The organism is Paenibacillus validus NBRC 15382 (assembly GCF_004000985.1).
Taxonomy (GTDB): Bacteria; Bacillota; Bacilli; order Paenibacillales; family NBRC-103111; genus Paenibacillus_G; species Paenibacillus_G validus.
Genome location: NZ_BIMH01000002.1, coordinates 186944 through 201746 on the forward strand (window position 1 = coordinate 186944; position 14803 = coordinate 201746).

General features: G+C 57.3%; 12 protein-coding genes. 1 reads left to right on the forward strand and 11 read right to left on the reverse strand.

The window, feature by feature from the left end; translation table 11 throughout:
- Positions 1 to 31: 31 nt before the first annotated feature.
- Positions 32 to 508 carry a nickel pincer cofactor biosynthesis protein LarC2 gene (larC2, locus tag PVA01S_RS02805; RefSeq protein WP_054796339.1) on the reverse strand — a complete coding sequence of 159 codons (477 nt, stop codon included), beginning with the start codon at positions 506 to 508 and terminating at the stop codon, positions 32 to 34.
- Positions 509 to 635: 127 nt separating this feature from the next.
- On the opposite strand from larC2, the gene PVA01S_RS02810 reads away from it, so the two are divergent.
- The gene (locus PVA01S_RS02810) at positions 636 to 1694 is read left to right on the forward strand and encodes a M23 family metallopeptidase (protein ID WP_412761003.1); all 1059 of its coding nucleotides are present in this window, start codon (positions 636 to 638) and stop codon (positions 1692 to 1694) included.
- 173 nt (positions 1695 to 1867) lie between these two features.
- Here the strand turns inward: PVA01S_RS02810 and yunB are convergent, their stop codons facing one another.
- The 10 genes from yunB to PVA01S_RS02860 form a co-directional block, all read right to left on the reverse strand.
- The gene (yunB, locus tag PVA01S_RS02815; protein WP_236595799.1) at positions 1868 to 2635 is read right to left on the reverse strand and encodes a sporulation protein YunB; all 768 of its coding nucleotides are present in this window, start codon (positions 2633 to 2635) and stop codon (positions 1868 to 1870) included.
- Positions 2636 to 2727: 92 nt separating this feature from the next.
- A complete protein-coding gene (locus PVA01S_RS02820) occupies positions 2728 to 3087 on the reverse strand; it encodes an ArsR/SmtB family transcription factor (protein ID WP_127605064.1) in 360 nt (119 codons plus the stop codon).
- A gap of 93 nt (positions 3088 to 3180) precedes the next feature.
- Positions 3181 to 4053, reverse strand: a complete 873-nt coding sequence (locus PVA01S_RS02825; RefSeq protein ID WP_244932876.1) for a hypothetical protein — start codon at positions 4051 to 4053, stop codon at positions 3181 to 3183.
- 277 nt (positions 4054 to 4330) lie between these two features.
- Positions 4331 to 5578 (reverse strand): DUF445 domain-containing protein, encoded by a 1248-nt coding sequence (locus PVA01S_RS02830; RefSeq protein WP_164751712.1) that lies wholly within the window; start codon positions 5576 to 5578, stop codon positions 4331 to 4333.
- A gap of 161 nt (positions 5579 to 5739) precedes the next feature.
- Positions 5740 to 7467, reverse strand: a complete 1728-nt coding sequence (locus PVA01S_RS02835) for a DUF4352 domain-containing protein (protein ID WP_127604997.1) — start codon at positions 7465 to 7467, stop codon at positions 5740 to 5742.
- 20 nt (positions 7468 to 7487) lie between these two features.
- Positions 7488 to 8759 carry an efflux RND transporter periplasmic adaptor subunit gene (locus PVA01S_RS02840; RefSeq protein WP_127604999.1) on the reverse strand — a complete coding sequence of 424 codons (1272 nt, stop codon included), beginning with the start codon at positions 8757 to 8759 and terminating at the stop codon, positions 7488 to 7490.
- Positions 8760 to 8814: 55 nt separating this feature from the next.
- On the reverse strand, positions 8815 to 11928 hold the full coding sequence (locus tag PVA01S_RS02845; protein ID WP_127605001.1) for an efflux RND transporter permease subunit: 3114 nt from the start codon (positions 11926 to 11928) through the stop codon (positions 8815 to 8817).
- A gap of 186 nt (positions 11929 to 12114) precedes the next feature.
- Positions 12115 to 13485 (reverse strand): sensor histidine kinase, encoded by a 1371-nt coding sequence (locus PVA01S_RS02850; protein WP_127605003.1) that lies wholly within the window; start codon positions 13483 to 13485, stop codon positions 12115 to 12117.
- Positions 13482 to 14159 carry a response regulator transcription factor gene (locus tag PVA01S_RS02855; RefSeq protein ID WP_127605005.1) on the reverse strand — a complete coding sequence of 226 codons (678 nt, stop codon included), beginning with the start codon at positions 14157 to 14159 and terminating at the stop codon, positions 13482 to 13484. The genes PVA01S_RS02850 and PVA01S_RS02855 overlap by 4 nt, the downstream gene beginning before the upstream one ends.
- Positions 14160 to 14257: 98 nt before the next feature.
- Positions 14258 to 14794 carry a chromate transporter gene (locus tag PVA01S_RS02860; protein WP_127605007.1) on the reverse strand — a complete coding sequence of 179 codons (537 nt, stop codon included), beginning with the start codon at positions 14792 to 14794 and terminating at the stop codon, positions 14258 to 14260.
- Between the last annotated feature and the right edge of the window lie 9 nt (positions 14795 to 14803).

Sequence of the window (14803 nt, forward strand, 5' to 3'; positions counted from 1 at the left end):
TATCCCCTAACTTATGGGAAAAGCTTCAAGCTTATTCTCCGTACGTTTCCAGAAACAAACGGCGCACCTCGTCATACACCTGCTTTAGCGGCACCTGATGCTTCCTCGCCGCCTGCTCGCACTCCTTGAATTCTGGGGCGAACTGCACCATCTTACCCTGATGAAAGCCGGCCTTCACCTGCACCGTCCCCCACCGCGTATCCACGGCGATAAACTCGCGGCCGAGCCTATGACAGCTGGCCCGCATATATCGAAGCCCGAGCGTCGTCGTCTCGGCGAAAATAATGGCTTCCATGTCTCCAGTTTTGCATTCATCCACGAAAACGTTCAGCATCACGCCGGGACGTCCCTTTTTCATAATAATCGGAATCCAGTAAACGTCGTTAGCTCCCGCTTCCAGCAGCAAGTCGGTAATGTAGGAGCACCACTCCGGGTTCATATCGTCCAAATTCGCCTGCAGCAGCAGCATCCCGTCGTCCACATGCTCGTCCCGGTGATTAAAAGACATATGCGCATCCCTCCCATAGCATCATATCAAACTTATTGCGGGATAAAAAGACAATCCGCGGCACAAGCTAACGTTATTGAAGCGAGCGTAGAGCTTCACCGTACGTGATTAGGAGGTAGCTATTTTAATGGCAGCATCTTTAACGCGGAACTTCTCAATGTGGATGTGCAGCACCTTACTCGCAACTGCGGTATGGAATTTCGATCCGGGCTCATCTGCGCATGCAGCGGCTCCTCCGGCTACCAATACAGCCAAAAACAAAGCTGGGGCGAATATGAAGGCCGTATTTGCAGAGCGAAAAGACCTTTTTGACAAAACAAGCGCGTTGACTGGAATCCCCTGGTATTACCTGGCTGCTGTGGATCAATACGAACGAACGATCAATCTTGCCAAAAAAAGACCGGCCCCGGACGGAACGGTCGCGATTTATTTTACGGATTTGCAGTGGGGCGGCATGCTGAATCCCGATCACGAAGACCGGAACCCGCAGAGCATTATCTTGTTCGGAGGCATGGGCAAAGACGGTTCCGGGGATAACCTCGCCGACCGTTCGAACGATCTGGACCGGCTGCATGCCATGGCAACCTTCTTACTAAAGCGCGGCAGCTCGGATGAAGACCTGCGCATCGGCTTGTGGGATTATTATCAGAACTCGCGCAGTGTACAGCGGATCCAGCAATTTGCCCGGATTTACGCCAAATTCGATACGTTGGACCTGCACGAACATTACTTCGTCATACCGCTCAGCAGCGATTATGCGTACCGCAGCACCTGGGGAGCGAGCCGCGGCTGGGGCGGGTACAGGATCCACGAAGGGACCGATTTGTTCGCGGGTTACGGCGTACCTGTGCGAAGCGCCACCTACGGCATCGTCGAAGTGATGGGCTGGAATCCGTACGGCGGCTGGCGGATCGGTATTCGTGATTTAAATAATGTATATCATTACTTCGCCCATTTGTCCGGGTTTAACAAAAAAGAAGTGAAGGAAGGGGAAGTCGTGAAACCCGGACAAGTCATTGGCTGGGTCGGCAGCTCCGGCTACGGCAAGCCCGGCACCTCCGGAAAATTCCCTCCCCATCTGCACTACGGGTTGTATCGGGATAACGGACTGACGGACTGGTCGTTCGACCCGTATCCCTATTTGCGGAAGTGGGAACGCGAAGAGCGTCTGCGCCGCAAGAAGTAAGCCGTTCCGTCGTAAAGAATCGAAAGACTGCAACCGAACCCGGGCCGGACAAGACAAAGCAAAGAATCTTCATAACCACGGTCAACGTGGAGATGAAGGTTCTTTGGCATGGGACTTCGAAATTCCAAAACCGGTTTTGCGCACAGCCCCTTCACTCGCTCTTCTCCGGACGGTTATCCCTCCGCCGCGGCCTCTTCCTTCGATGGCATCCCCTTGCCCGGCTGCATGTTCAGCTCCGGCAACGCGACGCCGGGCGGCATCGGGTTGGTCTGTCCGAGCGGGTTGCCTTTGCCGTCGAAATAATACGTCGGCACATCGCCGACGACAAGCGAATACGAGACCGGCAGCTCCGTCTCCACCACCTCCGTTTGCGAATCGAACGGGATGATGACGGTTACCTCCACGCGGACTTTAATGTACACTTCCACTAAGATCATGTTGATCCCGGCGTTCTGGTAGCGGGTGTTCAAGTCTACCTTCGCCGCAGCCGCCGGTACGAGTCTAATCGGAATTTCCGGCCCGAAGGAAGCGAGAATCGGGCTTTTCATCGCCTGCCCGAGCGGAATGTGATCCGGCAGCTCCCCGATTTCGTCCAACCGCTTCTGTACGATTTGAATCGTGTCCGCTGATATTCTCATATGCTCGGCGTAGTTCAGCATAAAACCTGTAATTTTACCGTTCCGGTCCGTCTTCCAATCGATTAGTTTCTCGAAGTTCGTATTTTGCGCGATGCGGTCCGATATGGCTGCATTAATCGATTCGGTAGCCACCTGCTTCATGCGCACCGTAGCCAAATGCACGAGCGGAGGCACCAGGCTTCGATCGATGTACATATAAAATTGAATCATGAGCAGGAGCAGCACGACACTAACGATTGCGATATGACGCCGCAGCTTGCTCTTGCCCGAGGGACCGCTTCTCCATCTGCGCCTCAACAGCACCGGGGTTCCCCCTTTCCCGGCCGCGGACGGCCTATGCTTCTACCAGCATATGCGGCCAGGCCGTAAAAAAGAAGAGCCCGCCTTCGGCGGGCTTACTCGTGCTTCATGTGCTGCAGCATCTGGACAAAAATTTGTTCGATATGCTCGTCGTCGAGCGAATAAAACACCGTCTTGCCGACCTTGCGGCGCTTGACAATTCGCAAATTGCGCAAATACCTGAGCTGATGGGAGACAGCCGATTGCCCCATCTCCAGCACTAGCGTCAAATCATGGACGCAGAGTTCCTGCTGCAGCAGCGTATGAATGATTTTGACCCGGGTCGGGTCCCCCAGCGCCTTGAAAATATCCGCCAGCCCCGCCGCCGTCGATTCGGAGATGAGCTGCTGCTTCAGCTCGGCGATCTGCAATGTTCCCTCGCATGTCTCATCGCACTGGTCCTGCAGCTTGTTTATCACGGGTATCACCGCCCTTTTCCGCACAGTACAAGCTTCCGCTTGATTTCCATTATAGCAGAAAACGGCGCAAACCGATCAAGCTCGCTCTGCTTACGGTACGTTTATCGTGAACGGCACCGTGAATACGCGCCCTTCGTGCTGGAACTGGCCCCAAATTTTATACAAACCCGCCTTCGGGAACGTCGTAGCGAAAGCCGCATTCGGCCCCTTCGCACTTTCATCCAGCGGATGATTGTGAAGGTACTGCTCCGCGTCGCCGCTAATGACGACAACGTGACCGACAGCGCCAAGGTACGGCTGCAAGTTCGTAATCGGAGCCTTGGACTGGGCGTCCTTGATCGTAAACGTCATCGTCGTCTCTTGCCCGGCCTTCAGCTTGTCGAAGGTCAGCGCCACTTCCTTGCCGTCCACGGTCTTGACCAGGCTCGCATCAGGCTGCAGCGCCGACGGCGATCCCGCTCCGCTGCCTGCGGCAACCCAATGGGTCTCGGTCCGTGCAGTCCCTCCCGCCGGAATAAAGTCCGCGATCAGCTTGTATTCGCCGTCCGTAGGAAATGGGACGTCCGCTTGGAACAAACCGTTCTGCCTGTAATCCGGATGCAGATGTGCAAAGTGAGACAAGTCCTTGCTGACGACGATCAGATGCATGAGCTTCTCATGGTTGACATCGAACTTCTCGACGGGCTTGCCGTCCGCATCACGAATTTGTACCGTAACCTGCGCCGTCTCGCCTGCCGCGGGCTTTTCCTTCGACAGCTTCCATTCTGCCTGCAACGCAGCGGAGCTCTCTGAGCTGCCGCCGCTCGCATGGCTATCGTGCCCTGCGTGCCCGCCGCCGGTTGTCGGCTCCGCTTGTCCGCCGTGATCAGCCGCCGTCTGCTTGCCTCCAGTCCCGCAGCCCGCAAGAAGCAAAACGGTCACGAGAGCCGCCGCGATAAAAATCATACGTGGTTTGGTTTTCATCATCGTTCACCTCAAGCCAATAATACCATACCCCCATATGGTATTCAAACTATCCGCCAGCCCTCCTCCGATGAAGCGGAAACGGAAAAGCCGCCGCGGCCTCGGGTATGACGGCGGTAAACGAATACCGGTACGGCAAGCGAGGCGATCGCGGCGGCGGTGTTAGTTGGAATACATGGTCTTTATCAGCGAGGTTGACATTATTGCCGGGCGGTCGGACGCACGGAGCGGACATGCAAGCGGCACCGGCGTTAACAGCCCCAGGCTCGCCGCAGCTTTAGACGAACTCTTGAATGGCCGCCAAAATAAGCCCGATGAAGAACCCGCAAATCGCCCCGTTCACGCGAATCCACTGCAAATCTTGTCCGATCTTGTCTTCCATCATTTCGATCAGGGTCGCGTTATCGAAGCGGTCGACGTTCTCCTTGATCAGCTTCCCGATTTGGTGGTGATTTTCGCCGATCCACTGAGTCAGTCCCGAGCGGATGAATTGCTCCATGGTCTGCATGCTGTCCGAATCCGCTTTAAGGTTGTGGATCGCACGGATTAAATACGGAATCAAGTATTCGTCCGCAAACCGTTCTTCGCGGATAAAAACTGCGAGACGTCCGCGGATATCGCCGAGCGCCTGCGCCGCCTTATCGGTTAAATCCAGGCTGCCGAGCAGCTCGGTCTTCCACGCCTCAAGCGCTTCGCGCTGCTCCTCGCTCTTACCGAACGACTGGGCATAGGCGCGCAGCTCGCCCATGATCCACCGGCGGTTCGAATCCTGCCCGTTCTTCAACCGGACGATTTCCCGCAGCAGCTGTTCCTGAATGATCCCTCCCAGCTTCTCCTCGCTGACAAACCCCGCGAATGCGTTCATCGCGAACGACATAAAGCCTCCCGTGTTCATCTGCGAAACGGCGTTCACGGCAAGCGCGCCCAGCCGGTCTCGCGTGTCCGTCCGGCTGACCAGATCGTATACGACATCAAGCAGCCCATTCACCGCTTTCTCGTCGTATTGCCGCTCGATGGCATAGCTTACGCCGGTTTGCAGCAGCTCCGGCACATTCAACGAGCCGGCCTGCCGCCTGATTTCCCGATCCGCCAAACGAGCCGCTTCGTCCCACGGAATTTGCTCCAGCACCGTCTCGATCAAGCGGATCAGCGCCGCTTTCGCTTCCGTCGTGCCGAGCTTCCGCTCGATCAGCTCGAGCAGCCGACGGCCGATCTGCAGCGATTCCAGCTTCCGGGTCAAGCTCTCCTTGCTGAGCAGCTCGTTCTCTACGATGGAAATCAGCGCCTGCGTCACACGCTGGCGATTTTTCGGAAGCAGCGCCGTATGCGGAATCGGGATACCGAGCGGATGCCGGAACAATGCCGTGACGGCGAACCAATCAGCCAGTCCTCCAACCAGGCCCGCTTCGAATCCGCTCTGTATGAACCGCACCCAGGCAATCGAATCCCACGGAATCGTGGCTACAAAGCCGATGAACATAACAATCAATGAGACCCCTGCAGTATATTTGGCCTTTCCCCTCATGACAATGGTCAACTCCTTCCCTTCAACTCGGGTGACATAAATTTGTCTAGAGTATAGCATTTCATGTCGAGAATTGCCAAACGCACGCTCTTCCGGCCACTGCCTCAGGCGGTATGCCAACGGCCGTGGCTTTCGTCCGTCCGTTTCATCCTATGCGCAGCTTAACGCAGCGTCTTGAGCAGACGTTTCGCTTCGCCGCCCGGCGTTTGGATGACTTCGTACACGTTCACGGTTACCGGGAACTCAAGCTGCTCGCTCTTGATGTTGGCGAACGTCAAGGTTTGTCTGCCGCTTACCAGCTTGTTCGTGCCCGTGAACACGCCGTCCGTAGAGCCCAGAATGCGACCCAGCGTATCGACGACCTCAAACCGCAGCTTCGAAGAATTGGCGTCGGCGACCACGTCCTCCGCTTGCGCGATATCGAGATCAAGCAGCACTTTATACGTGTACGCAATCGTCTGCGCGCCTGTCGTCGCGGCGGAGATCGTGTAGTAGTTCAGCCTAACGTCGAACGGATACAGGTCGAGACGCTCTTCGGTCGTCTCCTGCTGTACCGACGTCGCTAACGAAGCCGCTGTGCTTACGTACGGCGAAGCGGTTTGCGCATCGAGCAGCTTCAGCGTCAGTGCGTCACCTTTCTCCGACTGCGGCACGTTAAACGAGTAGCTGATCACGTAGCTCAGACCCGGATTAAGCGTCTCCGCAACATTGGATTGCCTCGATCCGGCATAAGTTGCGCCCGTGCCGCTCACGAGCTGCGTCTGGAACGCCGGCAGCGCCGCCGGTATACTGCCCTTGTTCGTAATCTTGAACTTGCCGACAACCGTCTGGTAGCCTTCGTCGGGATTTTCGTGCAAATGCAGCTCCATCAGCGATACTTCCGTTTGCGCATCGACGACCTTCGTCAGCGGATCGAAGGCAATCGGGGTTCCGAGCGTATAAGCGTCAGGAAGACGGTCAGCCTGCCCGCCGTCCGGCAATGCCAGCTTCAGCCGCCCTGTATCGATGGCAACCTGCGTCGCCGGGTTACCCGCTTGCGTAAACGTATCCGTCGTCATGACGAACAATTCCGTCAGTGCGGAGCCGTTCTCGTACGGAATCGCGATATGTACGTACGCCTTCGCGCCGGCTTCCACAACGACGGGCTGCTTGTCCGTGAAAGCGCCCGTATACGTCTTTGCGGCCGCGCGGCCGTCGATACGGAAGCTCGGCACCGTCTCTTTGCCGACGCCCGGGTTCTCAACCAGCAAAGTGACGACATCTGCGGTCCCCTGGGCCGTGCTTTGCTTGGACAAGCCGACCGGCGTATACACCAGCTCCGAGTTTAAACCGGGGATGCGGAAGGTTGTCCCCCAGGCGAGCGATTCGCGCTGCCGCCCGTTCTCCGAGCCCGCCCCGTACCATACCTGGTCTGCGGCCGGCAGCGTCAGCAGCGTCGTTTCCTGCTTCGGATACGTGTATTCGTTCACATTCACCAAAGACAGGTCGGCAGGCTTGAACTCGGCCTTGCTGTCGACGGTAGCCATATAGACGAGCTCGCCGATCTCCTTCGGCTGCAGCGCCGTTTTGTTCGTGGCGCTGGGCTTTAGCGTATACGTCAAGCCGTCCGCTTGACGTACGCGAAGCTCATGCTCGGGCACACGGTTTTGGACGGTTCCGCCATTATATAGCCGGACGACGGCCGCCAGCTGCAAGCCTTGCGCCGTCGATTCGACGGAGACGCCTTTCAATGCGGCGCGGATGTCGCTCGTCAAGCCGTAATTAACGGAAGGAGCGGATACGACGGAAGTCTGCGCGTCTGCGGCCAGCGCGGGAACGCTGGCTTGCACCAGGATCGCGGCAAGCGCCGCGGCGGTTATGCCGGTTTTCCAAGGGGTTCTTTTTCTCATGCTAGATTTCTCTCCTCGCTTTATGATTTGGAAGTGTCTGCCTGTTGTCCGTCCTTCAACGTGTGTTGTCCTGTGACGACCAGCTGATCGCCTTCTTTCACGCCTTCCAGCACCTCTTGATAGGAGCCGTTAATGCGGCCGAGCTTGACCTGGCGCTTCTGGTATTGATCGCCTTGCTGTACAAATACGTACGTCGCGGACTCTTCGCGCACGATGCTTAAGGTCGGAACGGCAACGACTTGCTGCTCGGCATCCGATGTCAGCTGAACCATGACGCGGGCGCCTGGCTGGAGCGCGCCGTCTGCGTTCGGCACCTCGAGTTCCAGCGTGAACGTCTTGTTCTGGGCGCTCATGACCGGCGCCAGGTAGCTGATGGCGGCGGTCCCTTTTTTGTCCGGAGCGTCCGGGCTGTAATACGTAAGCTGCTGCTTGTTTTTCACCAGCTGGTAATTCGTTTCCGACAGCTCGGTTTTGATTTTGACCGGATCGATCTGCTGCACTTGGCCGACCTTGCCCCCATTCATCGAAACCGTCTGTCCCGCCACGACGTTAAAATCGGTCAGGAGCCCGCTCGCCGGCGCCTTCACGCTGTAATTGTCCAAATTCCGCGTCGCGTCTTCCAGGGAAATACGCGCCGATTCCGCCTGCGTCTCGATCGAAGCGATCGTATTGGAATTGTCGTTCGCCGCCAGCTTGCTCCGTGCCGACTCCAAGCTCATCCGCGCGTTATCCACCTGCTGCTTGGACTGATCAACCTGGTGCTGCGTCACTTTCCCGGCGTCGAAATCGTTGCGCATTTTATTGTAATCCTGCTCCGCATTGTTCAGCGCCACTTCCGCCCGCGTCACCGCATCGGCCAAATCCTTGCGGTTGTTGACCCGGTCGTCCTTCGCCTTCTGCAGCGATTCCAGCGCGCTGCTGAGCGCCAGCTCGCTCTTCCGCTTCGCCGACTCCGCATCGCGGCTGTCGATCCGAAACAGCACATCGCCCTTCTCCACGAACTCGCCGCGCTTGCGCAGCACTTCCAGCACCTCGCCGCTTGCCTTCGGCAGGATATCCAACACGTTCAGCGCCACAACGTCTGCGACTTGCTCGACAGGTTGTCCGATGTCGCGTTTCACGACCGCCTCCGTTCGGACCGCCCGTACCTGGAGCTGCGCTTCCGCCGCACCCGCTCCTTGCCCCGGAACGGAGCAGCCGACCGCCGTAACGGCAATCGCCGCTGCAACGACCAGTACGCCGACGGAGCGACTTTTCAACGCTCTATTGTTGTCCGCACTAACCTTTCTCATCTCTTGGCCTCCTCAACCTTCTCTATCTCTATTTCTGTTCGATCGATGCCTGACTCTACATCTCGAGCGCTTTCGCCGGAGGCTCCTGGACCTTCTTCGTACGGTTGAACCTGCGCGATACCCGGTTCTTGAGCCCTTCGATCATTTCATACACAACCGGCACGACGACCAGCGTCAAAATCGTCGAAGTCGTTAAGCCCCCAATCACGACGACGCCAAGCCCCTTGCCGATCAAAGCCCCTTCGCCGGACAAGCCGAGCGCCAGCGGGATCAAGGCCATAATCGTCGCACCCGCCGTCATGATGATCGGACGCAAGCGAACTTTCCCCGCTTCAAGCAGCGCCTGCCGCACCGTATACCCTTCCTCGCGCAATTGCTGCGCCCGGTCGATCAGCACGATCGCGTTCGTGACCACAATTCCGATCAGCATCATAAAGCCGATCATCGACGTAACGTTCAGCGCTTCGCCCGTCAGCACAAGTCCGAGCAGGCCGCCGATCGCCGCAAGCGGCAGCGAGAACAGGATCGCGAACGGCGCACCTGCGTTCCCGAAGGCGAGCACCATGATCAGGTACACGACGCAAACGGCTACACCCATGGCCATAAACAGCTGCGAGAAGCTTTCGTTAATGTCGGCCGAAACTCCTTTTACTTCGCGGGATACCCCGTCAGGCAGCTCAAGCGCGTTCAGCGCCGTGGTCACTTGTTGGCTGACGCCGTTTTTGTTGTCGGCATTAATTTTGGCCGTCACCTTCACGAGCTGCTGCTGATCTTCGCGTGTGAGCGCCGCCGCCGATTGAATCTCGCTGACTTTGGCGATTTCCTTCAAATAGACGGTGGTTCCGTTAACCCCGGTCAGCGGGAGGTTGCCGAGCTTCTCAAGCGTATCTTTGTCGGATTTATCGAGCGATACGGTCGTCGTGTACGTCTCGTTATCCAGCTTGAGGTCGCCAATGCTTTGCTTCTGAATCCAAGCGCGGGCGGTATCGCGCACACTTGCGGCCGTCAGACCGTAAGCTCTCGCCTTTTTCTGATCGACTGCGATTTCGACCTCGGTTTTCGCATCGCTCAGGTTGTCTTCGATTTCGCTCAATTCAGGGAACGTATGGAGCTTTTCCTTGACCAGCGCGGCTGCTTTCACCAGTTGGTCCTGATCTTCGCCCTTGAGCGAATACGAGAAGTCCGTGGTCGTTCCGCCGAAGTCGTTGCCGAGTGAACGCGGCTCAACCTCGGAGCCTTGCGGCAGCTCGGAGACAATGAAGGCTTTCACCTGCTCCTTCACCTTGTCCGGATCAACATTCTCGTTCACTTCCAAATAAATTTGGGAAGCGTACGGGGTCCGTTCATCGTCGTTGCCGCTGTATCCGACAAGTCCCTCGACGAATTTGAAGACGGGTTCTCCGCGGCTGTCCTTCGTTTCCATCAGCATGTTCTCCAGCTCTCTGGTTTTCTCGTCGGTCGCCTCGAAGGACGTCTCATACGGAAACTTCAGAGAGAAGTACATCGTTCTCGAGGCCTCGCTACTGGGCAGGAACGACACGTTCAGCATCGGAATCGTAGCGGCCAGCGTAACGACAAACAGCAGACCGGAGATGAGCAGCGTCTTGATCCGGTTCATAAGCGTCCACTTCAGCACGTTCTCATAGAACGAGGTGAAACGGCTTGGCTTCGTTTCGTCATGCGCCTTCACGTTTCTCGCGCCGCGCAGCACCAATATTTTCGCCAGCATCGGAATGACGGTTACGGCGACTACTAACGAGGCCAGGAGCGCGCAGGCCAGCGTGATGGCGAAAGGCCGGAAAACGGCGCCCACAATTCCGCTTACCATCCCCATCGGCGCAAATACGCCGACGGTGGCGAGCGTTGAGGACGTAATAGCCATCGAAACCTGCTTCGTGGCAAGCGCAATGACGGATTCGTTCCGGGCCTGCGCCTTCTCCAGCGAGGCGTAAATGTTCTCGATGACGACGATCGCATCGTCTACGACCCGTCCGACGGCGATAAACATCCCGCCCAGCGTCATCGTGTTTAAGGTCAAATCGAACTGCCACATCAGCAGCAGCGTGATCAGGATCGATAGAGGAATGGACACCAGCACGATCAAGGTCATACGCACGTTGCGCAAAAACACGAGAATCATCAGCGAGGCAAGCAGAGCCCCGACGATGCCTTCCTTCAGCATGCCGTTGATCGAGTCCCTGATCTGATCCGCGCTGTCGTAGGTGCTCTTGAACACGACATTCGGCAGCGTCTGATGCCAGCTTTCGAGCTGGTTGTGGATGTCGTCCGAGAAATCGACCGCGTTGGCGCTGCCTGCCTTGTACAAGATGAGCCCAATCGCCGGCTTGCCGTCCAACCGTCCTTTGAAGTCGGACTCGGTAATCGCCTTGACTTTCGCCACTTGCGACAGCTTGACGATATCTCCCTTGCCGGTCACGATTTCGAGCTGCTCCAGCGCATACAAGGTGTCGATGTCGCCGGTCACGCGCGCCATCTTGTCGTTGCCGTTCAGCTTGACGCTGCCGATCGGACTTTTCGTTACGGCGGCGCTGATCGCATTGCTGACTTGCGAAGGCGACAGGCCGAAGGCCGCAAGCGCACCGGCATCGAGCTCGATATCCAAGCTCGTATCGCGAGCCCCGATGACGTCCATATGGTCGAGCCCTTTGATGCTTTCCAGCCCCGGCTCGATCGTATCCCGGTACACCTTGTCGAGCTCCGTCTGACTCATTCCGTTGTCTGCGTATACGACTAAGTAATTGGATGCCATGGAAGAGGCTCCAAAGGTGGAAGCCTTGGGCGTGCTCGCCGAAGCCGGCAGCCGCACTTCCGTAAGTAAGCTTTCGATGTCCTGCTTCTTCTTGTCGATATCGACGTCCTGCTTAAACATGATGATAATCATGGAGTTGTTGTCGCTCGACGTCGAGCTCATCGAGTCGATGTCCTCGACACCCGCGAGCTTTTCCTCGATCGGATCCGTGATTTCATCCATGACGTCCTTCGGCGCGCCCGCATATTGCGTCGTCACCACAACGACGGGGAACGAGATATCCGGCATGTTTTCCTTTTTCAGCTCGCCGGACGCATAGATCCCGCTGCCGAATAAGAGAAGCATGATGATAAACAAAGCGGAAACGTTTTTCATAGAAAATTGCGTGATTCGATTCATTCCTGCACTCCCCTCATTCCTTAACCTGAACGTTTCCTGTAAATTGGCGTCCTGCCTACTATACGAAGCGAATATGAACGCAGTATGAACGGAGGTACAATCAGAAACGCAAAAAAGACGTTTGCCCGAGGCGAGCCAAACGCTTCGCTTCAGACAACCGTCCTTGGTCCGGTTCAAACCGGCAGTTTACATGCTTTTGGAAGCTGCGGGCACGCTCGGCAACGTGACGATAAATGTGGCGCCCTGTCCCGGCTGGCTTTGGACTTCGACCGAGCCTTGGTGAAGCTCGACGATTTTACGCACGATCGACAGCCCCAGCCCGCTGCCGCCAAGCTCGCGCTGCCGGGCGCGGTCCGCTTTATAGAACCGTGTGAAAATAGGCTCCAGATCTTCTTCCTTAATCCCTATGCCCGTATCCGCTATCACGACCTTCACGCGATCGGTTAACGCCTCGAGCCTGATGGAAACCCGCCCTTCCCGGGGCGTAAATTTAACGGCGTTGCCGAATAAGTTGATCCACACCTGGTTCAGCTGATCGGGGTCCCCGGTAATTTTGACCCGCGGCAGTTCCAGCTCGAGCTCCAGCTCCTTCGCCGACCATTGCGGCTCCAGCGCCACGACGACCCGCCGCAGCTGCTCGTCCAAATCGAACGTGACCGGGTGAAACGGGTGGTGCTCCGACTCGAGGGACGCGAGCTTCAGCAAATTTTCGCTAAGCCGGGAAAGGCGCAACGACTCCGTCTCGATAATATCCAAATACTGGTTTCGTTCGTTGGCGGGCATGCCCGGATCGCGGATAAGCTTGGAAAAGCCGGAAATCGACGTCAGCGGGGACTGGATTTCGTGCGAAACGTTGGAGACAAAGTCCCGTCGCATCTGCTCAAGCTGCTTCAGCTCCTCGGCCATATCGCTGAAGCTGCGGGCCAGCTCGCCGAGCTCGTCCTTTCTTTTGCCCCAGTTTAAACGGATGTTAAAGTTTCCTTTCGCAATACGCCGGGTCGCCACCGTCATCAGCTTGAGCGGCTGAACCAAATAGCGCGCGGCAATTAATATAAACAAGCTGCCGACCCCGAGCTCGATCAGGAGCGACGTCAGCACAATTTTCCTCAAATCGTTCAATTGCTCGGTCCGCGCTGCCTGGACGAAAACCGCATGCCTGGACGTGCCGGTTTGCAGCGGATACCCGATCGTCCGGTGAAAGGGCGGACCGTCGCCGCGATAAATACCGCCGTTCAGCACCGACCGGACGGCTTCGTCCGGGATCGTCTCCCCGTCCCGGCGAGCCCCGTACGTTTTTCGCCCGCCTTCGTCATCGACGATCGTGATCGAGTACGCCTTCACCCAATGGCGCTCACCCATATACTTATCCGCGGCGGAAGTCCCCATAAGCCGATAAGTTTCGGCAATATCCTGCGCCGTATTGACCATTTCCTCTTCGATCCCCAGTTCGATCCGATCCCGATACACATACGTCGTCGCAAAAAAGGCCACGATCAGCCCGAACGTGACCGCCAGCAAGAACGTCAGCACCACGCGCAAGTACAGCGACCGGATCACGGCCGCACCTCCAGCTTGTACCCCAGCCCGCGAATCGTCTTGATGCTGAGGCCCGTCCCCGCTTCCGGCAGGCGCTCCCGCAGCCGCTTGATATGAACGTCGACCGTCCGGTCGTCTCCTTCGTAATCAATGCCCCATATTTGTTCGATCAATTGGTTACGCGTAAATATTTGGTTCGGGTAAGAAACGAGCTTGAACAGCAGCTCGAACTCTTTGGGCGGGAGCTCCATCCGCTCTCCCAGGCACAGGACCTCGTAGCTGTTGCGGTTCATCTCCAGTCCGCCCAGACGAATGACCGGCGACGTGCTGATCCGATACCGCTTCAGCAGCGCTTTGACCCGCATCATAAGCTCCATCGGATCGAAAGGCTTGGTCAAGTAATCGTCCGTTCCAAGCCGAAAGCCTTTCACTTTGTCGGCGGACTCGGCCTTTGCCGTGACCATCAGCAGCGGCAAATCGGCATCATACGCCCGAATTTCCTGGCATAGCTCCCAGCCGTCCATGTGCGGCATCATAATATCCATCACGACCAAATCGACGGTTGTGCGCGCCAAGGCGTCCAGCGCTTGACGGCCGTTCTCCGCCTCCAGCAGCGTGAAGCCTTCGCCCTGCAAGGTGGCCTTGATCAGCCTTCGAATATGGGGATCGTCGTCGACAACGAGAATTTTGGTCATGGCCCTCCCTCCTTTATGCTCCATCCGATACCCTGATCATAATGGAGACGCCGCTTCTTTTCAACGTGGCGGCGGAGGCAGGCGGCGGTCAGCGGGGTCTAGCTGAAGAACGCTATGCCGACCAAGCCCGACAAGACCAGAATGGCCGCGGGATGCATCTTGTACTTCAAGATGCCGACAATCACGCCGCCCGCAATAAGGATCGAGCCGAAGGTGTGCCAGCTCCACAGCGGGCTGACCGCTTCGACCACCCCGAACCGCAGCGCAGCGTACAGAATCAAGCCCGTGACGACGGGACGGAGCCCGTAGAAGGACGCCCGCACCCACGCATGCCGATGGAATTTGAAAAAGAACGCCGCAATCGTCACGACCACGAGCAGCGAAGGCAGCACCATGCCCCCCGTAGACGCGATTGCGCCGGGGAGGCCCGCCGTCTTCAAGCCGACCAGCGTAGCGCAATTCGTTGCCATCGGTCCCGGCGCCATGCCGGCCAGGGAGACCGTTTCGGCGAACGCAGCGGCGCTCAGCCAGCCGTTCGCTTCAACCTCATGCTGAATGATCGGAACCATCGCATAACCGCCGCCGAACGACATGAGGCCGATTTTGAAAAACGAAACAAATAAGCTCCATAGCATGGCGCTTCA